At 69.8% G+C, this 20,132-nt stretch carries 20 protein-coding genes and 1 pseudogene; 5 read left to right on the top strand and 16 right to left on the bottom strand.

The window, feature by feature from the left end:
- Positions 1 to 440 (bottom strand): transposase (locus ACFYMM_RS39105; RefSeq protein WP_388396175.1); only part of this gene is annotated, 440 nt, incomplete at its 3' end.
- Positions 441 to 787: 347 nt separating this feature from the next.
- Between ACFYMM_RS39105 and ACFYMM_RS39100 the strand changes: the two genes are divergently transcribed.
- Both ACFYMM_RS39100 and ACFYMM_RS39095 read left to right on the top strand, forming a co-directional pair.
- Positions 788 to 997 (top strand): hypothetical protein, encoded by a 210-nt coding sequence (locus ACFYMM_RS39100; RefSeq protein ID WP_388396158.1) that lies wholly within the window; start codon positions 788 to 790, stop codon positions 995 to 997.
- Between the two features lie 761 nt (positions 998 to 1,758).
- The gene (locus tag ACFYMM_RS39095) at positions 1,759 to 2,979 is read left to right on the top strand and encodes a glycosyltransferase 87 family protein (protein WP_388396156.1); all 1,221 of its coding nucleotides are present in this window, start codon (positions 1,759 to 1,761) and stop codon (positions 2,977 to 2,979) included.
- Between the two features lie 287 nt (positions 2,980 to 3,266).
- Here ACFYMM_RS39095 and ACFYMM_RS39090 read toward each other — a convergent pair whose 3' ends face one another.
- The 3 genes from ACFYMM_RS39090 to ACFYMM_RS39080 all read right to left on the bottom strand — a co-directional run bounded on the left by ACFYMM_RS39090 (position 3,267) and on the right by ACFYMM_RS39080 (position 6,723).
- A complete protein-coding gene (locus ACFYMM_RS39090) occupies positions 3,267 to 3,620 on the bottom strand; it encodes a hypothetical protein (protein ID WP_388396153.1) in 354 nt (117 codons plus the stop codon).
- Positions 3,621 to 4,563: 943 nt separating this feature from the next.
- Positions 4,564 to 4,797, bottom strand: a complete 234-nt coding sequence (locus ACFYMM_RS39085; protein ID WP_388396150.1) for a hypothetical protein — start codon at positions 4,795 to 4,797, stop codon at positions 4,564 to 4,566.
- A gap of 744 nt (positions 4,798 to 5,541) precedes the next feature.
- Positions 5,542 to 6,723: an alpha/beta hydrolase family protein gene (locus tag ACFYMM_RS39080; protein ID WP_388396147.1), complete on the bottom strand. Its 1,182-nt coding sequence runs from the start codon at positions 6,721 to 6,723 to the stop codon at positions 5,542 to 5,544.
- A 345-nt stretch (positions 6,724 to 7,068) separates the two neighbouring features.
- Here ACFYMM_RS39080 and ACFYMM_RS39075 point away from each other — a divergent pair, with 345 nt between their 5' ends.
- A complete protein-coding gene (locus ACFYMM_RS39075) occupies positions 7,069 to 7,947 on the top strand; it encodes a transposase family protein (protein ID WP_388396145.1) in 879 nt (292 codons plus the stop codon).
- A 467-nt stretch (positions 7,948 to 8,414) separates the two neighbouring features.
- On the opposite strand, the gene ACFYMM_RS39070 is transcribed toward ACFYMM_RS39075, so the two are convergent.
- The 10 genes and pseudogenes from ACFYMM_RS39070 to ACFYMM_RS39025 form a co-directional block, all read right to left on the bottom strand.
- Positions 8,415 to 9,593, bottom strand: a complete 1,179-nt coding sequence (locus ACFYMM_RS39070) for a cytochrome P450 (RefSeq protein WP_388396143.1) — start codon at positions 9,591 to 9,593, stop codon at positions 8,415 to 8,417.
- A 449-nt stretch (positions 9,594 to 10,042) separates the two neighbouring features.
- Positions 10,043 to 10,990: a hypothetical protein gene (locus tag ACFYMM_RS39065; RefSeq protein WP_388396141.1), complete on the bottom strand. Its 948-nt coding sequence runs from the start codon at positions 10,988 to 10,990 to the stop codon at positions 10,043 to 10,045.
- 26 nt (positions 10,991 to 11,016) lie between these two features.
- A complete protein-coding gene (locus tag ACFYMM_RS39060) occupies positions 11,017 to 11,718 on the bottom strand; it encodes a cytochrome b N-terminal domain-containing protein (RefSeq protein ID WP_388396138.1) in 702 nt (233 codons plus the stop codon).
- Complete coding sequence (locus ACFYMM_RS39055) at positions 11,715 to 11,903, bottom strand: hypothetical protein (protein ID WP_388396136.1); 189 nt, start codon at positions 11,901 to 11,903, stop codon at positions 11,715 to 11,717. Before ACFYMM_RS39055 ends, ACFYMM_RS39060 begins: the two co-directional genes overlap by 4 nt.
- Positions 11,904 to 12,113: 210 nt before the next feature.
- Positions 12,114 to 12,587, bottom strand: coding sequence for an SDR family NAD(P)-dependent oxidoreductase (locus ACFYMM_RS39050; protein ID WP_388396172.1), 474 nt, complete (start codon positions 12,585 to 12,587; stop codon positions 12,114 to 12,116).
- The gene (locus ACFYMM_RS39045; RefSeq protein ID WP_388396169.1) at positions 12,485 to 12,775 is read right to left on the bottom strand and encodes a hypothetical protein; all 291 of its coding nucleotides are present in this window, start codon (positions 12,773 to 12,775) and stop codon (positions 12,485 to 12,487) included. The genes ACFYMM_RS39050 and ACFYMM_RS39045 overlap by 103 nt, the downstream gene beginning before the upstream one ends.
- Positions 12,776 to 12,916: 141 nt before the next feature.
- A complete protein-coding gene (locus ACFYMM_RS39040) occupies positions 12,917 to 13,168 on the bottom strand; it encodes a hypothetical protein (protein ID WP_388396134.1) in 252 nt (83 codons plus the stop codon).
- A gap of 198 nt (positions 13,169 to 13,366) precedes the next feature.
- A complete protein-coding gene (locus ACFYMM_RS39035) occupies positions 13,367 to 13,612 on the bottom strand; it encodes a hypothetical protein (RefSeq protein WP_388396181.1) in 246 nt (81 codons plus the stop codon).
- Between the two features lie 154 nt (positions 13,613 to 13,766).
- A pseudogene (locus tag ACFYMM_RS39030) lies at positions 13,767 to 13,949 on the bottom strand (NAD(P)-binding domain-containing protein); the annotation flags it as partial.
- Positions 13,950 to 14,697: 748 nt separating this feature from the next.
- Positions 14,698 to 15,093: a cupin domain-containing protein gene (locus ACFYMM_RS39025; protein WP_388396132.1), complete on the bottom strand. Its 396-nt coding sequence runs from the start codon at positions 15,091 to 15,093 to the stop codon at positions 14,698 to 14,700.
- A gap of 52 nt (positions 15,094 to 15,145) precedes the next feature.
- Between ACFYMM_RS39025 and ACFYMM_RS39020 the strand changes: the two genes are divergently transcribed.
- Complete coding sequence (locus ACFYMM_RS39020) at positions 15,146 to 16,138, top strand: GlxA family transcriptional regulator (protein ID WP_388396129.1); 993 nt, start codon at positions 15,146 to 15,148, stop codon at positions 16,136 to 16,138.
- A 97-nt stretch (positions 16,139 to 16,235) separates the two neighbouring features.
- Here the strand turns inward: ACFYMM_RS39020 and ACFYMM_RS39015 are convergent, their stop codons facing one another.
- Positions 16,236 to 18,293: an ATP-binding protein gene (locus ACFYMM_RS39015; RefSeq protein WP_388396127.1), complete on the bottom strand. Its 2,058-nt coding sequence runs from the start codon at positions 18,291 to 18,293 to the stop codon at positions 16,236 to 16,238.
- Between the two features lie 182 nt (positions 18,294 to 18,475).
- On the bottom strand, positions 18,476 to 18,976 hold the full coding sequence (locus ACFYMM_RS39010; protein WP_388396126.1) for a cupin domain-containing protein: 501 nt from the start codon (positions 18,974 to 18,976) through the stop codon (positions 18,476 to 18,478).
- Between the two features lie 172 nt (positions 18,977 to 19,148).
- Here ACFYMM_RS39010 and ACFYMM_RS39005 point away from each other — a divergent pair, with 172 nt between their 5' ends.
- Positions 19,149 to 20,132 carry a helix-turn-helix domain-containing protein gene (locus ACFYMM_RS39005; RefSeq protein WP_388396124.1) on the top strand — a complete coding sequence of 328 codons (984 nt, stop codon included), beginning with the start codon at positions 19,149 to 19,151 and terminating at the stop codon, positions 20,130 to 20,132.

Below are 20,132 nucleotides of genomic sequence, written 5' to 3'. Positions count from 1 at the left end.
ACTTGGCCCGTAAGGCGGAGACGGGCGGACGCACGGTCATGGTCCACCGTCCCACCAACTCCGCCTGAGCAAGCACTAATTGAAATACAAGCCCCGGCGGTGCCGGAGTACTGGCGCTGCACGCCGGCCGAGGTGGTGCCCTGCTTCAGGAAGCCGGTGTCGTCCAGGATGAGGATCCCGTCGGGCTCGCCGAGCCGTTCGGCTACACAGTGCTGGAGGTCGTCGCGGAGTTCATCGGCGTCCCAGCGGGCGCCGTTGAGGAGCCGCTGGAGGCGGTCGGGTGTGCGATGTCCGGCGTATTCGGCCAGCTGCCAGCCGTTCTTGCGGCCGACCGGGCCCAGCAGTCCGCGGATGTAGTCGCGCATCCTGCGACGCGGCTCGACGCGCCTGAAGCGGTGGCCGGTGCGCAGGAAGAGTTCCTCGGGCTCGTCGTTCCAGATCTCAACTGCACGCTCGTCGATCACGCCAGGAGGCTGCCCGCACTGTTGTGGCTATCAGCGGCGGCTGCACACGATCGAGGGGCGGCCCGGGAAAGAGAACACAGGCCGGCAACCAGCCCACTACACTCACCCAAACCGCCCCTGAACAGGGAAGACGTCAAAGTGCTACTGGAGTACTAAGACGGTGTCCTTCACAAGACCTCATTTCATCGGCTGCGCAGTTGACGTGACCATGATCTTGGTAGCTAGGTAAAACTGAGACAGGTGTGAAAGTAGATCGCCTGATGGAGCCGGACGGCCGCGGGCTCCTGCTCGTTGAGGTCGGACGTCCTTCTGCGATCTGGTGCATGGATCCCGAGCGGCTGCAGCGGATCACCACGCGGCGAGCAGAACTGGACAAACTCGAAGGACAGCTGGCCGAGCATCTGGCGGAGGTGCGGGCCGAGCGGGACGAGCTCGCTGTCGCCGAGCGGGTCCTTGAGCGGGTGAGCGAGCAGCTCACCGACGAGCGCGCCCGGGTCGCGTCGGCCCGGGGCAGGTGGGCGGCCGGGCAGTGATCGTGATCCCGCACCGTGCACCTGACGTGGAGGAGACCGTGCTCCCGCCGGACCACCAGCACATTCTCGCCGCGGTGCGGCAAGCCACCGGGCCGGAGTCGCGCCTTCAAGGAGGACGGCGCCGTCGCGCTCCCGCACGACCTGATGAGCGACCGACCGCGCACCTACCGCATGGTGACCTCGGACGGCAACGCGTAGCCGCCCGGCATCAGCAAGTGCCGGTACCAGCCTGCGTAGCGACGCTTGTGGTCGCAGAAGAACCGCCGAACACGGAGCCGGACTATCACCCGGCGAGGGCCTACGTTAACGACCGTTCGCCGAGAGTGCGTTGATACGTACTGTGTACGCTTTTCGCCTGCATGTGGCAGTCCGAGCACTGGCCCGGACGAGCAATGAACACCGCCTCTGCTACCAGCGTGTCGGAGGAGTTCGGGGTCGCCTGCGGCCGGTCTGGATCCGATGTCTTCACCGGATACGCGCTCACCGCATGACAGGTCGCGCCGGCCACCGTATGGGCCGCATGCGCCACGGTTCCAGTCGACACCGGCAACGGGCCGCACTGTGACGGGTGGCAGCATGGTCAGTCGTCTGCCTCATTCACAGGGTGGCGCAACAAGATGGCGCGCTATGTTCATCATGTTGTCATCTTCATGCGGGCCTTCACCGGCAGTGTGACCCGTGTAAGGCGGTTGACGGAGAGGCCCTGAAACGTGACGGTGTGCTGGCGTGGAACGGTGACCGCGGGTCGCTTAAGGACATGGGTGCCGGTGCTGGCATGGGCGGTGACGCGAACCGCACTGCTTCTGACGCTCTTCGGCACCCTGCGCTTCCCCGGTGACGATGTCCGCCCCGACGTGGTCATCATCTACCACGGCTGGTACGAACGGCTGCTGACCGGCAGCTTTCCGGTCGGCGACGTCACCTGGCAGTACCCGCCCGCCGCGGCGGCGGCCTTCCTCGCCCCGGCACTGCTGCCGTTCCTGACTTACTCCCACGCCTTCTACCTGCTCGCCTGCGCCGCCGACGCGACGGTCCTGGCGATGCTGCTGCGGGCCGGGCGGGCCCACGGCCGGGACCTGGCCGGCGCCTGGCTGTGGGTCGCCGGGATCGCCGCGCTCGGCCCACTGGCCCTGGCCCGCTACGACGTGACGGTCACCGCCCTCGCGGTCGCCGCCCTGCTGGCCGCCGCACGGCATCCCCGGGTGGCGGGCGCGCTGGCCGGGATCGGCGCGCTGGTCAAGGTCTGGCCCATACTCGTGCTCGCCGGTGTGCGGCCGGGCCCCACGACCCGCCGCTCCTGGGGAGCGGCGCTGGTCACCAGCGTGGGCGTCAGCGCCGCGTTTCTGGCTTTCACCCAGGGGCCGTTTGCGTTCCTCACCGAGCAGCGTCAGCGCGGTGTCGAGATCGAGTCGCTGGGCGCGCTGCCGTTTCATGTCCTGCGCTGGCTCGGTCTGTGGCACGGCACCTCCCGGCTGCACTACGGGTCGTTCGAGTTCCTTGGCCCGTATGTGCCCACCGTGGCCCGGATCGCGCTGGCCGGCGCGGTGCTGGCCTTCTGCTGGTTGGTCTGGTGGCGGGTACGCGCCCGCACTTTCAGCGACGTTGTGCTCTACGACGCTGCGTTCGCGGCGGTGCTGGTCTTCGTCACCACCAGCCGGGTGATCAGTCCGCAGTACCTGATCTGGCTGCTCGGCCTCGGCGCGCTCTGTCTGACCAGCCGCTCCACGGTCCAGCGCCGGCCCGTGCTGCTCATCCTGGTCGCGTGCTTCTTCACGGTGCTCGAATTCCCCATCGGCTTCGGCCCGGTCGTGCGGAGCAATCTGCCGGGCATAGTCGTACTGCTGATCCGCGACGGGCTGCTTCTGGTGGCAACGGTCTCGTCCTGCCGCCGGCTCTGGCGAAGTACGGCCACCCGGCCCGAAGCGACGCCCGACGGCGCGGCGGCCTCAGACACGGACTACACGGTGGCACATATGGGTTGAGCCATCCCACGGCCGGGGGCGTCACCCCCCACCCCGGTGTCCAGGCGCCGAGTCCTGCCCACCACGGACATGTCCTTGCACACCCCTCTGGCGCAGGATGCGAAAGCAGGACGGCTGTTGCGGGCGACAGCGACGGCCCCCGTTTGCTGGGTGAGGCGCCTGCCGCCAGCTGAGGCCGAAGCTGCTGAGCGCCGTGGTCCAGTCCGTGACGATGGCCCGCTGGGCCGCGGCGAGGGTGACCTTCCCCAAGCAGACCGCGGTGTGCAGCTTCGTCTCCACCGGGTCCTTCATGTTGTTGATCCCGCCACCCTTCTTATGGCCCGGGTCGGCCGGCTCCACCCACAAATTCCGCGGCTCATTGGGGTCTCCCCAAGCTGAAGGCTGATCAGGTGGTCGTACTCGGCGTCCCCCATGCTGCCGGTGTAGCCGTAGGAGGCCGCGTTCAGCCGCTTCTCCTTGCCCGTCACGGAGGCGGGAGGGCGGATGTCCTTGGTGTAGCCGCCCTTACGGCAGATCGTCGACTTCAGATTCGCCTGCGTCACCGCAGGGGAAACCGCGCCCGGCGTGCACTTCGGATCCTCCAGCGGCTCCCCGTGCTCGTAGCGGTAGTGACAGCTGCCCGCAGCCGGCTGCTGCTGCACCGTGTACGACCTCTGCGGACCCGCACCCACCGCGATCACCCGCGAAGATCCGCCTGCCCTCGACGACCCCGACACTCCGGCCGCCGGCTCCCCGAACCCGTCCCTGAACCGCCGGTCGAAGCAGGCGAACAGCCCGCCAGCACCAGACAGGACAGCATCATCAACGAAGCGGCGAGACGGGCAGAACGCATCAGGACCCCTCAAAGACAGGCGGCAGCTGAGCGAATGGCGCCCCATCCGCCCGACCGCCTACCGTCCGAGGTACGGCGCCAAGGCGCACCCACACCAGCGGCAGAGCGCCCCGAGCCACAAGCATCAGGGCCCCACCTCCGTAGATGGGTGTGGGGCCCTGTGTCCGAGCGCCGGGCAGGCCTTGCACCTGCATCTTCCCGCAGGAAGCGGGACGTCTTTCCTTGGACCACCAACGCAACGCCAAACGCCCGTGCTTGGGGCGACCAGCTGAAGATCACTATAGCCGGTGGAAAGGCCCGGCAACCGCACCGGACAGGGAGGGGGCCCGGAACCGCCCGAATCCGGAGGGGGCGGGTGAGAAGGCTTGGGCGGCTCGGGTGCGGAAGCGGCTGAGGTGGTAGGCCATGCGGTTGCCGTGGGCTTGCGTGTCGTCGGCGGCGGTGACGGTCTTCCAGCACACGGCGGCCGCGTTTTTGAAGAACACGTGCGCGGAGGCGGGTTCGTGGTCGGCGGCGGTGACTTCGACCAGGAGGTGCGCCGGTCCCTGGGTGGTGGTGGGACAGGCGGGTTTTGGAGTAGCCGGAGAGGCTGACGAGGTCGTCGAGAGTGAGGCCGCTGGCGGTGAGCCGGTAGCGGACCGGCTCGAGCCAGGTGCGGTGGGCGGCGCCGGCCGTCTCGCAGATGGGCTCCGGCGGCCGCCCGCGCCGATGTGCAGGCTCCCCTGCAGACTGATCGGGTACAGGGGGCAGTTTCACCGTGACGGCTCCTCACTGCCCGCCGGCCCCGCGGCCGGCGCGGAGGCGGCCGTTGCGGCAGGGCCTTGCGTGTTGGTGCCGTTGAGCGCGGCCACGATCTGCTGGATGAGGAGTCCCAGCGAGGGCAGCAGCGCGGCGACGGCCGCGAGCTGCCCGAGCACGGTCGTCACCGTGCTCCACATGAGGACCGTCGCCAGCAAGGCCACGGTCCTCACCCTCTTGCTGTTCATGTGACCTTCCACGGAAGGAAAGAAGAGTCTGGAAGGCTCCCCGCGGGTGGTGCTGACGCGCCCGCGGAGGAGTTGCACGACAGCATGGTGCGCCGGGCGCATCCCACTCAACGTGATCACTGGATTACGGAACAATTGCACCGCGTCACCCGCCAGACCCGGTCCTCCCGTTACCCCATGACAGTCACCGCCAGCGGCAAATCATGGCCGAATGACCGCTTTTGATGGGCAATCCGCCCCACCTGGCGCTCACCATTGGGACAGACCTTTTCACCGACGTTCCCCACCCCGCAGCTGTTGACCTGCAGACGGACGGCAGACCTTTGGAGCCGCCCGATTAGCCAGGCGCACTTCGGGACGGGGCGAATTGTCCCGGGTGGGCGCATCGCGTAGCGACGCAGAAGGCGCCCTTGACCGGCCGGCCTGGCCGGCATCCTCGACAGTCGGGCGACTCCGGCTGGCTGCGTGGATGAGAAGCAGGACCGCTTGACGGCGAGTGTTGGCAGCGGTTGGCGGTTGGTCATTGGTCGAATGTCCCCGATAAGCGAGAGCACTCGAAGCGGTTGCGGTGTGTCGGGGTCTCTGGCGTCGTGAGCATCGGCGGCATAACGCCGGAACTTCTCGAAGCCTTCCAGAGCCATTGCGCTTTCAGACTCGCGAACGCCCCGGCCGGACGCATTGATCGACATCAAGGTCGCCAGGACGGGGGCGTTCAGCAGTTGATCGGGGCCGGTCGCCAACCGGTCACAGGTGCTGGAAGAGCACCTCCGGGTTCGCTGTCGACGGGCCGTCGAGCAGGAGCTGGTGGATTCCCTTCAGGGTCTGGTCGAAGAAGGCTCCGACGTACTCCCGGGTCAGCTGCATCCCGCGATCCGGTGGGGTGGTCGTCCCCGGGGGGAGCGGAAGGCCGATCTCGTTGGCCAGGATCTCGACGTCCGTGAAGCTGGCGTGGTTTGTGCCCGTGACGGCCAGCCAGGGTCTGTAGCCGTCCCAGCCCGACCAGGTCTGCCCCCATGACGTGTCCCCGCCGCCAGCAGAGTGGTCGCTTTCCTTCCCGAGCAGGAGGAACGATCGTCCCTCGAGCTTGTCGGTCGGAATCGGCGGAGAGAACTGTCCGTCCATGTTCACTCCGGCGAGGATCCGCTGGTCCTCGGCCATCGCGTTCAGCGTTGACGCGCCGCCGATCGAGTGCCCAGCCATGCCGATGTGGTCGCGGTCGATCAGGTGGGCCAGGTGCCAGGCCGGGTGGTGCCCGGTCAGCTGGTCCAGGACGAAGGACACGTCCTTCGCCCGGCTGTCGGGGAGCGTGTCCGGTGCCCCTCTCGCGCACAGCGCGCATCCCGGGGTGCTGCCGTCGGCGAACGTCTCGCCGGAGTCCTCGTAGGTGTGGCCGACCAGGGCGACGACGTAGCCATGGCTGGCCAGGTCGGTCGCCAGGCCTGTCAGCGTGGCGCGGGGGTTCTCGAAGCCGGGCGAGAGGACCACCAACGGGAACTTCCCGCCGACGGCCTTCGCCCCGGTGTAGGCGTAGGTCCTGCTGTCTACGAGATCCTGCGGCTGGGCCCCGGTCCCCGCCGGGACCCGCGTGGCCAGAAAGCCCTGCGCCTCGCCGAGGGTCATGTACGGGGCGGGCACCCCGGTGCCGGGCCGGGCCGGGTAGAACATCGATACCGCCAGCTGCCGCGGTCCGGCCGAGGGCACCCAGGGATCGGTGCGGTCCTGGTCGGTAAGGTGCAGCACCTCCTCGCCGGCCGGGTACGGCCCGGTCGGGCGGGGCAGCTCGAGGTGGAAGGCGGCAGGGGGCGGGGCAACGGCGACAGCGGCAGGCGCAGCGGCGTACGGCGACGCGATCGCGGCCCTGGCCATCGGGAGGGGAAGGGCGAGGACGAGCGCGGCGACAGCCGCGATACGGCGGGATCGGTGCATGGCGCTGACGCTAGGTTCGTGGCCCGGGCCGTCGAATCAGCCCAGCGGATGACCACGCCCCAGATTTGCATCCGGGTCATCCCGGGGATTCGGCGGCAGGGTGGTCATCCCAGGGAGCGACCACGCTGCCGCCGATCAGCGGCTTCTCGTCGTGCCGCCGAGCACCGCCTCGACCTCCTCGTCGCGCGCACCACGAGCAGAGTCCCGAAGCAAGCACCACCGGGCGCTCTCGACCGAGCGACACGCGATCTCGTAACTTGTCGGCGACGGCTGAAAAAAGTGGTTCTGGATCACTTTCGGTGCCAGGGCCACGGAGGGTCACCGAAACCGCGATCATGAACGGCTGTGGGTGATGTGCTCCTCCAGGACCTGTGGTTCCACCAGGTCGAGGGTGTCGAGGTAGGAAACGCCGTGTCCGAAGGCGAGTTGGTGACCGTCCGGGCCCGGACAGGTGGGGAGCAAGCAGCGTGTCCGGCTTGCGGGACTCTGTCGTCCCGGATTCACCGCCGGTACGTACGCCGGCTCGCCGACAGTGCGGTCGGCGGCCGTCGGGTGCTGATCGAGTTACAGGTGCGGCGGTTCCGTTGCTGTGCAAGTGCCTGTCGACAGGCAACCTGCGCCGAGCAGGTCGACGGGCTCACCTTCCGGCACGGGCGGCGAAGTGCCGTACGAGGCTGTCACCCGGGGCCCCCGGTCCGGCGGTCCGGGCGCAGCGAGGAGCTACATCACTGCGTCGGTCTGCAGAGGGCCTGCGGTGATGCGCAGTTGACGGACGCGGACCGGTTCCTCGTCGGCGAGGTAGAAGATGTGCACAAACGGTGCCCGCGAGCGGGTCCAGGGGCAGGGTGCCGCCTCACCGGTCGCCCTGCGCGCGGAATTCCGCGACCGCGGTGCGAAAGGCCGGTTCGGCCTCCAGGAGGTCCCCGGCGCCGAGAGGTCGAACCGGCTCACCAGGAATCCGGCGACGTCCGCCACATCCTCGGGCTCGCCGGGGTGCAACAGGAGGTGATCGCCTACAACCCGGCGACCGCATCGGGAACCGAGGTGTACCCGGCGGTCAGGTCGGTCCGCACCGCGCCCGGCGCCACCGTTCACGGTGATCCCGCGCCGCCCTCCGATCTGCGTGGGACGGAGAAACGGCCACCGTGGAACCCATGTCGACGGCGCACCCGCCGTCGTCCAGCAGAGACAACGGCCGCCGGATCACCGAGAACGGAGCGGTGACGTCGACCGCCGCCAGCCCTTCCCACTCCCGTTCGGTCACCTGGGAGACCGCGCTCCCGCAGGAGGCGCCCGCGTTGACGAACCAGTTCGAGCCGAAGCCGGCGGAGACCCCGAGCGGCTGGCGCGCCCCTGCGTCTCCGCCCTGGCAGCTCGAAGTACCGCATTTTCACCGTGGTCGGCATCTCGTCGGGAACGTACTTCGGGGTCCGAACGCCCTCCTTCCGGGGCGTTCGCAACCACCGGTGGAACCCAGGCGCTTTGCTCCACCCGCACCTGTCGCAGATTCCGTTCCAGCACTCGCATCTACCCGTAGTCGCGGCTTGGAGCGTCCGTAGAACTGCGCAACCCCACTGCGGGGTGAGGCCGGCGCCACCTGCTCCGAGGCCTCGAGGCCTCGGAGCAGGTGGAGCGCTACGTCGGTGAGGCAGGGCGGCCGACCGGCGTAGACGTGGCCATGAACCGATCGACTACGCCAGGACCGGCAGCGATGCAAGCCCGCGGACGAGGCGGGTGCGCCGCCAGCACAGGTGGTCGGGCGGTACGGCGAGGCGGATCCCGGGCATTCGGATCAGCACGGCTCGCAGGGCGATCTCCAGCTCGGCCCTGGCCAGCGGCGCGCCGGCACAGCGGTGGATGCCGTGGCCGAAGGCGAGGTGGGCAGCCGCGTTCCGGTCCAGGTCGAGCTGGTCCGGCGCCGGGAACCGCGCTGGGTCCCGGTTGGCTGCCCCGACCGCGACCAGGACCGGGACGCCCGCCGGGACGTCGGAACCGCCGAGCGTGACGGCTTGCCTGGTGAACCTGAAGGTGGCCGTACTCACGGGGGAATCGAAACGGAGCAGTTCGTCCAGCGCGGCAGGGACCCCGTCCGGATTGCTCCGAAGGCGATCCAGCGCGGCCGGATGCCGCAGCAGCGCAAGGAGGGCGTTGCCGAGGGCGTTGGTGGTGGTCTCGTGTCCGGCCACCAGCAGCAGCACGGCAAGGGAGACCAGCTCCTCCTCGCCCAGGTGGTCGTCTCCGTCGCGAGCCGAGATGAGCCGGTCGAGCAGGGAGCCGCCGGGGTTCAGGCGCTTGGCGGCGATGAGGCCCGTCATGTAGTCGGCCATCGCGTGCGAGGCCGCGTCGATGACGTCGGGCTCTCCTGCCGCGAACAGCTCTGCGGACCAACGCTGGACATCGGGCCGGTCGGCCCGCGGGACTCCGAGCAGCTCGCAGATCACGATGACCGGCAGCGGCACCGCCAGCCCGGCCACGAAGTCGAACCGTTCACCGGCGGACCACTGGTCCAGCAAGTCACCGGCGACCCGGGCGATGAAGGGGCGCAGCTTGGCGACGGCACCGGTCGTGAACGCCGCCGTCACCAGCCTGCGCAGCCTCGTGTGCCGGGGCGGGTCGCTGGCCAGCATGGTGTGGGCGATCGCGGGGTGCAGGCGGCGCCGTGGCTCCTTGCCCGCGAAGAAGGCGGCCGTGTCCTTCGAGAGGCGAGGGTCGCCGAGGGCGTCCCTGGCTTCCGTGTAGCCGGTGATCAGGTAGCTGGGACGTCCGCCGGAGCCGCCAGGTATGTGCTGCACCGGGCATGTGGAGCGCATGGCCGCGTAGGCAGGGTAGGGGTCCTGGAGGAAGCGGGGATCCTGCATCGGGTCGGTCATGACCTCAGGCTCCAACGGACTCCGGATGGTCGTCGTCGGCGACACGCCCGCGAAGGCTGGACGGCGAGGACCCGAGGGTGTGGACTGCGGGTCTCCGTCGCGCGCTACGGGGTGATCGGTGAACTCTTCGCGAGGATCTCCACCCTCTTCGCGGCCATGCTCGCGCTGGTTTCGTCGGCGGCGCCGGGACGAGAGGTAGGACACGAACTAAGTCGGATCCGCGAGGGCCACCGCCCTTCCGACCGCGAGGTCCGCGAGGTCCGCGAGCAACGGGACGACGTGGTCGAGCAGACTCAATCACGGTGGCACACCGCACGGGCGCAGGTCTCCCGTCGTCAGACCCATCACTCGAACCACTGACGGACCCGGCCGGCCACCGCCACACCACCTCTTCCGAGACCGGTTCGGTAAGCCCTGCGCCACCGGCCCTCCTCGACCAGGGCCGCCCCTCAGCCCTCCGGCTGCCGGGCCCTCGCCGCAGTCTCCTGATCACGGTAGTAGGGGCGCCAGATCAACCGGTGCACCCGCGTCCAGCGCGGGATGGACCGTACGCCGGGGATGAAGGGGACCAGCACCAGACCCGCGCTGATCACCACCATCAGGCTCCAGATCAGGGCATCGGCGTTGCCCGACGACTTGAAGGGTTCGATCTGGTACCAGAACGTGTAAAGCATCAGCCAGGCCTGGCCCGGGTAGTTTCCGATCTCGTTCATCATTCCCCATTGGTCGCCGCGCAGGTGTTGGGCGCGGGCCAAGGTCTCCAGGTAGGAGCCGTCGGAGAGGAAGAGCAGAGGACGGGTGTAGTCGGTCTGGTAGAACCTTCCCTCCGCCTGCAGTTCCCCGTCGAGGGCACCGGACCTGGCCAGATCGAGAAGGCGTGCGGTGAGGACGGGGACCGGGCCGTAGTCGCCGGCGGCGACCTTGGCGGGGTCCCCGCCGGGCGATTTGGTCAGTGCGTCGGAATAGGCCTTGGCCCATGCCTGCTGCCGGGAGGCCGGGGCGGTGGCCCAGGCGGCGAGCGCCGCCTTGACGACGGGCGGTTGGGGGGCACTGGCCAGCGGACGGAGGACGAAGTCGTCGGCGGAGTCCACCGGTATGCGGACGCCGGCGGCACCTTGCAGCCCGACCGGGCCGATCTTCTGTGCGGCATCGGGAGTCCGGTTGTACGGCGGGCCGTACTCGGCCGTGCCACTGGTACCGGCGAGTTCGGCCGCGGCGGTCGCTGTGAAGTCCGCGCCGTCCGCCCGCGCCCATGAGGCCAGGGTCACCGGCTTGACATCGGGTGAGGAGAACACGGCGGCCAGAGCGAGGGTGAGGAGCGCTACCGCCACCAGGGCGATCGTGAACTCCTTGAGCAGGTCGTAAGGCCGGGTGGGGAAGGCGGCCGGGTCCGGCACACCGGGCCTCCGGCGGCCCCGGGCCATCACGAGGTCCCCTGCGGGGAGGGCGCCGGCGGGGCAGCGCCGGCGTCCGCGGGACCGGTCGCGCCGATGGGCGGGACGATTCCGCGCCACCGGACCAGCAGGACGTGCCAGGCGGTCAGCAGACCGAGGACGAACGGAAGCAGCACGATGTGCCACATCAGCATCTGCCCGAAGTCCAGCACGTTGAAGAAGGCGCCGATCCCGACCGAGTTGAGCCCGTCCTTGGCCTGCCCGGCGATCCACTGCGAGTCGAAGTTCTGCTGAACCAGGTAGCCGGTGAAGGCGGTGCCGATCGAGGTCAGGAAGCACACCGCGCCGGTGGCCCAGGTCAGCGCCCGCCGACCGCGCCAGGCGGCCATGAAGAACTTGCCCCACAGGTGGACCACCATGAAGAACATGAGCAGCTCGACGCTCCACAGGTGCAGGCTGTTGACGTACCTCCCGGTCCCCGAGACGTGCCACCACGCGGGTCCCTTCAGCGCGAGCACACCGCCGGTGGCGAGTACCACGATCAGCGAGGCCACGGTGAGCACACCGAATACGTAGATCCATGAGGCCATGTACGCCGGCTGGGAATCGGGCAGCAGCTTGTCCGGGGGCAGGGCCGCCACCGCCCGCCGACGCACCGCGCCCGTCCAGCCTCCCCCGGTGGGCACATTGGTGTACGGCCCGGCGGCCGCGCCCTCGCCCGGGCCGCTCATCTGCGGCCCCGCGGGAAGGGCAGTAGCAGGGCTGCCACGAAGACAACCACCATCAGACCGACGACCACGAGGTTCGCGACGGACAACTGGATCACGCCCCAGTGCAGGTAGTGTCCGTTCCCGTTCAGGTCGACAGGCGCGGCAAGCGCCCGCCCGGCCGACAGCAGGAGTTCCGTCGTTGTCATGATCCGCCTATCCGTCCTCGCCGTAACGCTGCAAGGACAAGCGAAGCGTCTCGTGGCGCAGGGGGCATCCCGGCTGACCCGGACGATGGACAGAAAGGCCCGCCCCGAGGCCCGATCACCCACCGGCCCCGGAACCAGGACTCCATGGCGGACACCGTCGTCGCGTGAGCCGAAGTCATCCGGTCGCCGTTCGCCGTGCACTTGGGGGTGTCACTCGGTGTAGCGGGTGGCGAGTTCCGGGGCCTGGCCACCGAAGGCGGCGAGGTCGGCGGTGAAGACCTCCTGGAGGAGCCGGTAGTCCTCCACACCGGGGGCGACGACGGTCTCGCCGAGTCGCAGGCCACGCAGGGCGCCGGTGACGACGTCGTCGGCGCTCATCCGGGGGACAGCGCTCATGTGCAGGCCCTGAGACGAGTGGAACTCGGTGGCCACCACACCGGGGCAGACCACGCCGACCCTGACACCGGAGTCCTCGACCTCGGCGGCCAGGGTCTGGGTCATGGCGACGGGGTAGGCCAGAGTGCCGGCGTAGACGGCACGCCGGGGCATGACGGATTTGTCGGCCGGGCCGGAGAACGCGATCATCCCGGAGACGTTGAGGATGGTACCGGTGCCGCGGCGCTGCATCGGACCCACAGCAGCGCGCATGAGCTGGGTGGGAGTGAGGACTTTGACATTGACCAGTTCGCGCGCCTTGTCGGCCGGCAGGTGGGCCAGGGCATGTAGTGGGAGACGCCGGCGTTGTTGATCAACAGGTCCAACGGCTCGTCCGCGCAGATCCGGGCGACGGTGTCGATGCCGTCCTGGGTGGCCAGGTCGGCGGCGACGATACGGACGTCGGCCTCGGGGTGGGCGGCGGTGAACTCCCGCAGACGTTCCTCGCGGCGGCCGACGATGATCAGGTCGTAGCCGTCCGCGGCGAGGCGTGCGTGAACGCCTCACCGATGCCGGAGGTCGCACCGGTGCCGAGAGCGAGCTTGCTCATGGGAGATGTTCCTTTCATGGTGTACGGCTCATACGGCCCGGGCGGCGGTGCGGTACAGCCGGGTGAACTCGCTGCGTTGCCGGACGGCAACGCGTTCGGGCTGGTGGTCGCCCAGGTCGTCGGTGCCGACGGTGCTCCGGCGGGCCAGGAACCAGGACAGGAACCGGTAGGAGCACCGGGGGTAGGCCGGCTCCGCGTGGTCGAGACGCAGACCGGTGCCTGGAAGGACGGCGGCGAGGAGTCCTTCCTGCGGATTGGCGAGATGGCGACGATGCGCCACGCTCTGTCCGCGTCACGGCGGGCTTGCTACCGGGAGCGGCAGGAGCAGGCCAGGTCGGCCTCGGTGCCGTTCATGTCCAGGCGCCACTCGATGATCAGCGGTAACCCGGCCAGAGTCCGGTCGCCGTACCGACGGTCGCGCATCCTGCGTTCGGCTTGCGGGTCGGGTGACCTCGGATGCGATCGCGTCCATGCGGTGTCAGCCGTTCAGACGCCTGAGCAGGCCGGGCAGGCCGCGCGCTCCGGACGGGCCGCGCTCGACGACCTCACCGCCTTCGATGCCCGCGTCCCGCAACGCCCGGTCGAACAGCTCCATGTCGAGGGCCTCGACCTTCGACAGCTCGACGTTTTCGGGACGGATCATGGTGTTCAGCAGGCTCAGCGCGGCACTGGAGGCGCTGCCGAGTTTGAGAACCGCCACCAGACGGCCCAGGTGCATTCCCATCCGGTCGGCAGGCCAACGACACCCTCGATGGAGCGCTGGTTGAGCATGAGCAGCGCGTGGTTGAACAGCTTCGCGGTCTGCCCGCCCCACTCCCGCCCAGGTGGAAGATGTGCGCGGAGAACGCCTCGGACACGGGCCGGCACCGCTCCGCCGCGTCCTCGGGGCCGCCGACCATGGTGGTCAAACACCTCTCCTCGGCCGCCGGCCGCCCCCCGCTGACCGGGGCATCCACCATCGCGACACGGTGTGCGGCGCACTGCTCGGCCAGCCGGCTGGCGCCCGGAACTCCGGTGCCGTGGTCGACGACCGCCTTGTGCGCACGCAGGTGGGGCAGCATTTGTGCCACCGGGCGCTCGACGTCGGTGCCCACGCACAGGCGACGATGTCGCAGCTGCCGGCCAGTTCCTCGACCGAGTCGGCTACCTGGTTCGCGACGTCGGCCAGGGGCTGGAGGGATGCGGGACGCCTGGCCCACACGCGCAGGGGAAACCGGCCTCGGCGATCGCTCGGGCCATCGGCAGACCCTGATCCCACAGCCCGACGAACCCCACCACGGGCGTGCTCCGGGGTGCAGCTTTTTTCGTCATGCAGCCCTGGCCTCGTGGCGCAGGACGTCGGGGTCGCCGTACTCGTGGACACGCACTGCCTTCATGGGAGTTCTCACTTTCGCTTCTCGTCTGCCGGTGACCGGCACATGGCCCCCTTGCCCGTCGTGCGCACCGGTATCGGCTGTCCGCGTCCGACTCTCCCGCTCGCGAACCGGGCCGTGAGCTGGTGTGAGGAAGGGGATGCTCATATCCGCTCCTCAGGGTCCGCGGACAGCGGCGCCGTCTCGCCCGCCTGGACACCCTGCGCCGTCCCACTGCCCGGGCGCTACGTCCTGGCTTGCTCAACCCTGCTCAGCGCTGCCCACGGGAATCTGGTGGGGCTTGGACGCCGGTGCTCCATCCGTGCCTCGGCAAAGCGGGTGCCGTCGCCGTCGCCTGGCCTTGCGGACAGAAACCTGTGCGTGTCGTGGACCCACGGGCATCATGCCTGGATTGCGGCAAGATCACCCACTGGTGGTTCCGCCTCGCCCCGCCGGCTCAAGGGTTGAGGATGTGTCCGGTGGTCGCGTCCACGTGGGCGGGGATCACGTCGTGACGGTCGCCCACGGTCGGCGTCCCGGTCGGCTCGAACATGAGGATGGCGGCTCCGGACGGAGCGTACGGCCTGTGCTCAGTGCCCGCGGGAACGGTGAAGACCGCCCCCTGCGGCAGCCGGACCGTGCGCTCCCCCTCGGGCTCGCGCAACGAGATGTGCAGTTCCCCGTCGAGCACCAGGAAGAACTCGTCGGTGTTGTCGTGGACGTGCCAGATGTGTTCGCCCTCGACTTTGGCGACCCGGACGTCGTAGTCGTTGACACGCGTCACGATGCGCGGACTCCACAGCGAGTCGAAGGAGGCCAGGGCGTGGCGGAGGGAGATCGGCTGGTTGCTCATGGCCCCATCCTCGGCCGCCTCGCCCGGGCGGCGTGAGTGCTAGGAATTGCACATGGCGAAAGAATCCTCGCACCTGGCCCGCACCGCAGGCGTACACCGGGTGGTCGTGATCGTGGACGAGAACTCGAACCCGTTCGAGCTCGGCTGTGCGACCGAGATCTTCGGCCTGCGCAGGCCCGAGATCGGCCGCGATCTCTACGACTTCCGGCTCTGCTCCCCCGAGCCCGCTCTTCGGATGCGCGACGGATTCTTCACCCTCACCGGCGTCGCCGGCCTGGAGGCGGCCCATACGGCGGACACCTTGATCGTCCCCAACCGCCCCGACGTCGAGGTGCCCCGACGGCCCGCGGTCCTGGACACCGTTCGACGGGCGCACGCCCGCGGCGCACGCTTGATCGGCTTCTGCAGCGGCGCCTTCACCCTGGCCGAGGCCGGCGTCCTCGATGGCCGCCGGGCCACAGCCCACTGGCAGTGGGCGGACTCGTTCCGCTCGCGCTTCCCCGCCGTCCACCTGGAATCGGACGTGCTGTTCGTGGACGACGGTGACATCCTCACCGCGGCGGGAAGCGCGGCCGCACTCGACCTCGGACTGCACGTGGTCCGCCGCGACCACGGCGCCGAGGTCGCCAACTCCGTCAGCCGGCGACTGGTCTTCGCGGCCCACCGCGACGGCGGGCAACGGCAGTTCATCGAGCGTCCGATGCCCGACCTCCCCGGCGATTCCCTGGCGCCCGTCCTGTCCTGGGCGCAGGAACGGCTCGACTCACCCCTCACGGTCGCAGACCTGGCGGCGCGCGCAGCGGTCAGCCCGGCGACGCTGCACCGTCGCTTCCGGGCACAGCTGGGAACGACTCCGCTGATGTGGCTCACCGGGGAACGGCTCGCCCTGGCCTGCCGGTTGATCGAGCGAGGCGAGTCACGCTTCGAGGCAGTCGCGCGACGAAGCGGGCTGGGAACCGCCACCAACCTGCGCACGCTGATGCGTCGCGAGACGGGCATCACTCCGTCGGCGTACAGGCGCCGGTTCGGACCCGAGGTGAACTGACGCCGGGGACGTCCATGTACGCCGGCGCCCGAAAGATCACGCGACGGGTCCACCGAGTCGAACCCCCACTCCACACGGTCGGTGAGGCTCCGGCTTCTCACTCCTCCGGGAGCGAGTGCAGCCGGGGCGGTGTGGGTGTCGTGGCCGGCTGTCGCAGCAGTTGTCCGATGAGGCGTTCCTTTGCCAGGGCGAGATGGCGCCGGTAGGTGCCGTAGGGCACCCCGAGTCGCCGGGCGGCGCCCTTGTGGGTGCGGGAGGCCGTGATGTACGTGGCGGTGAGAACCTCGTGGGCTTTGACGCCCGCGGGGTCGGTCTGTATCGCGTTTAGGGCGGTGATGATGGCGCCGCGCAGGTCCGCGGACGGGTCGGCTGAGCCGTACGGCACGAGATGGGAGTGCACCAGGACGCTGGTGGCGAATTCGCGGGGGCTGTGCCACGTGCGCAGCGCCTCGAGTACGCCTTCCGCGAATGCCGTGCGCGGCAACTGGTCGCCCGGACCACTCGTGGTCGACGTCGCAGGCCAGGTCGTCACGGCCGTGCCCGCCGCGCGAGCACGGTGCCGCACCCACTGTTCCATCGTCTGCCGTCGCCAGTCCCGGCCGAAGACGTGCTGTCGCCTGCCGCCGACCTCCACTGCCGCGAGCTCCGGCATCCCCGCCTCGGCGAGGTAGCGTCCCCACCGGTCGGCGTCCTCGAAGACGGTGAAGGTCACCGCGCGTCCGCGGGTCCTCATCTCCTCGCCGATGGCGCGCCGGCTGATGAGCTCCATCAGGGGCGAGGGCCGCTGGTGGCCGCCGGACTGCACCGCGAAGCGGCGGATGCCGAGGTGCTCGCCCGGCCCCAGGGGCGCGACGGTCTCCACGAGGTCCCAGACCGCCGCGATCACCGGGTCCGCGGCGCGGTCCTCGGCCAGTGGTGCGTCCAGTCGCAGGATGGCCATGAACGACACGGGCGCGCAGGAGCCCGCGTAGCGGTGGACACGGAAAGCCTCCGGCTGGCGCCGCACCCAGTGCGCGACCGCGGCAGCCGACGCCGGGCCCTCCGCCTCCTCGGCCATGCGCAGCACGCCGGGCACGTCTTCGGGTCGAAGTGGAGTGTCTTCGATGTGCGGGTGCGTCCGATAGTTATACAGACTGTCCGGATCGCCCTGGTTGCGGAAGAGGAACATCCACTCCGCGACCCGCAGCAGCGCGTCGTCCTCGACGGCGCCGCGTACGGCCCGCAGACCCGCGAGCGAGATGCGGACGCGGAGGGCGTCGTAACGCTCGGGGTCCCGCCAGCGCAGGTCTGCCTCAAGCGTGGCCCGCACCGCGTCATGCGGGTGCAGCCCTTCGGGCGTGGCCTCGATGTAGGGCAGTTGACGCAGCCAGGAGAACACCGTGTCGGTGTCGGCGTCGCCCAGCACCGCGCGCAGCAGGGGCTCGCGGGTGACGTAGGCCTGTACGACCACCTCGAGGGCGCGCCGGTGGACGGCGCTGGGCAGGTCGCCGACGAGCCGCTCGACCAGGGTCGTCAGGACATCGCCGGTCGGCTCCCAGGGCGCGCCCGGCGCGGCCGGCGGCACGGAGGCGGCGAGTGACAGGGCGAGCGGGCTGCCCCCGGCGAAAGCGACGAAGGCGCCACGCTGTTCGGCGGGAACACCCCGGGCGGCGAGCAGGGCGTGGGACTGGGCGGCGTCCAGCGGCCGCACGGCCAGCGCGGTGAACAGCCGCGCCCACCCGGGGTCCAGCGTCCAATCGGCCTCGGGGGCGACCCTGCTGGCCACAACCACGATCGCGCGGTCGGCGAGCCGCAACAGGAAAGTCTCGCGCAGCCACGCCTCGAGGGGCTGACACTGCTCGAAGGTGTCGATGAGCAGCACCGCGCCGGGCTCCGCGCACGCCGGGGCCGCGGCCTCCTCCAGCCGGCGCGGATCGGCGTCGAGGAACCGTCCGTCCACGTGCACCACGCGGCGGCCGCTGAGCGAGGCCCGCTGGGCCGCGTAGCGCACCAGCGAGGACTTGCCGATGCCACCAGGACCGTGCAGGTAGGTCACGAGCGGAGCGTCCACCGCTCCCGACAGCATCCGGTCGAACACTGCTCGTTCCGGCTCCCTGCCGACCAGCGCACCGGCTCGTGCCGCGGCCAGCCGGCTCGCCAGTCCCGTCGTTCCCAATCCGCGCTCCTTGCTGACGGCCTGTCCGCAGTTGCGGCGCCGGGATGCTCAACGTGGTCGCACCGCTCAGCCCGGCCGCGTCCGTGACCGGAGCGGAACCGGGCCCCGCCGAGTCCTGGATCTTCGGCCGACGGCCGGGCTCGCGGCCTCGCGGGCTACAGCCGTGCTCGCGGCCTCGCGGGCTACAGGAACTCGCTTCGGTAGGCGGAGGCCAGTTCGGCAGCGCGACGACGGCGCTCCGAGAGCTCCTCCTCGGACAGTTGCGGCGGCGGAGCGTCCTCGCCCGCGACGACATCGCCGATGCGCAGGAAGTACTCGTCCTGGCCGGCAGGGGTGCACATGCACAGCATGCGGGCCGGCGCACCCGAGACGTTGCGGAAGTTGTGCGGCGCGTTGGCGGGGACGTTGACCGTCGACCCGGCCCCCACGGTGTGCTTCTCACCGCGGAAGGTGAACTCGATCTCGCCTTCGAGGATCGTGAACATCTCCTCGAAGTCGTGCCGGTGCGGCGGCGGGCCGCCGCCGTCGGGCACCCGCATGTCGATCAGGCAGTAGCGGCCGTTGGTCTGCTCGCCGGTGACCAGCATGGCGTACGTGTTGCCCACCAGCGAGACGTACGTCGTGCCGGGGTCGTCGGGGTTCGCCAAGGTCAGCGACCGGGTCGGATCGTCGTCGGGGATCATCGCGGTCGTCTCCTCGGAGGTCGGTCGGACAGCTGAGCCGGCGGGAGCCGCAGGCGGTGGATCGTCGACGGCTGAAGTGCAGCCAAGAGTAGGAACGGCCGTGCGTAGAAAGCGTGTACGTTTGCGACATCGGATGGGATTCCGGCGACATCTTCGGCGACGCGGAGGACACGTGAGAAGCAGGTCGGGTTTCCTTGGTCCGGGCGGCAAGGTGGGCACGTTCGCCGTAGACGCCGACTCCACCGGCACCGGCCGGGGAACGTGGGAGCCGTTCATCGACACCTGGAACGACCGCATGGGAGACCTGTACCCCCTGCCGGAATTCAGCGCTTCCACGGTCGACGGCTTCCAGGGGACGATGCGCTCGGTGACCCTCCAGGACACGGCCGTCAGCGAGCTCTGGGGCACTTCACCCTTGAGCACCCGCGCAGTCGGCCGACATGAGCACGACCAAGTCAGGCTGTACGTCGGGCTGCGCGGCGCGGTGGCCCTCCAGGATCCGCACGACCAGGGCGGCGACGCGTACGTCTCGGCCGGCGCGTACTTCATGCACCACGTCGTGAGGGAGAACCACTTCCACACCACGCCGGAGATCGGCACCCGCACGTACAACTTCCCCGGCGACGCCCTGCGGTCCCTGGTCGTCAGGAGACCACGCGCCGGCCAGGCCACCTCGCCCGCGGCGCAGATCCTCATGGCGCACACCAGCATGGTGCAGAAGACCGTGAGCGACCTCAGCCCGGCGGCCGCTCACGCGTCCCGCAACGCCCTGCTCGAACTGGCCAAGGGACTGGTCCTCGACCACTTCGACGACCGCGAGCCCACCTTCACCCCGGCGCTGGCACAAGCGGCCAAAGACCTGGCCGACGCCCGCCTCACCGACCCCGGCCTGTCGCCGGCCGCCATCGCCGCGCACCTGCACGTCTCGGTCCGCACCCTGCAGCGGGCCTTCACGGGCCTGGACGAGTCGTTCAGCGGCTACATCCGCCGCCGACGCCTGGAGGAGGCGGCCGCTGCCCTCACCGCCCCCCGATCACCACTCGGCGTCTCCGAAGCTGCCGCGCGCTGGCATTTCACCGACAGCAGCCACTTCATCCGCGCCTTCAAGAAGCAATACCGAGTAACACCGGCACAATTCGCCCGCCGGTCGGCCTGA

Source organism: Streptomyces sp. NPDC006739, assembly GCF_042869815.1.
In the GTDB taxonomy this organism is placed as follows: Bacteria; Actinomycetota; Actinomycetes; order Streptomycetales; family Streptomycetaceae; genus Streptomyces.
The sequence above is the reverse complement of the archived record's forward strand: the minus strand, read 5'-3'. Positions and strand labels throughout refer to the sequence as shown.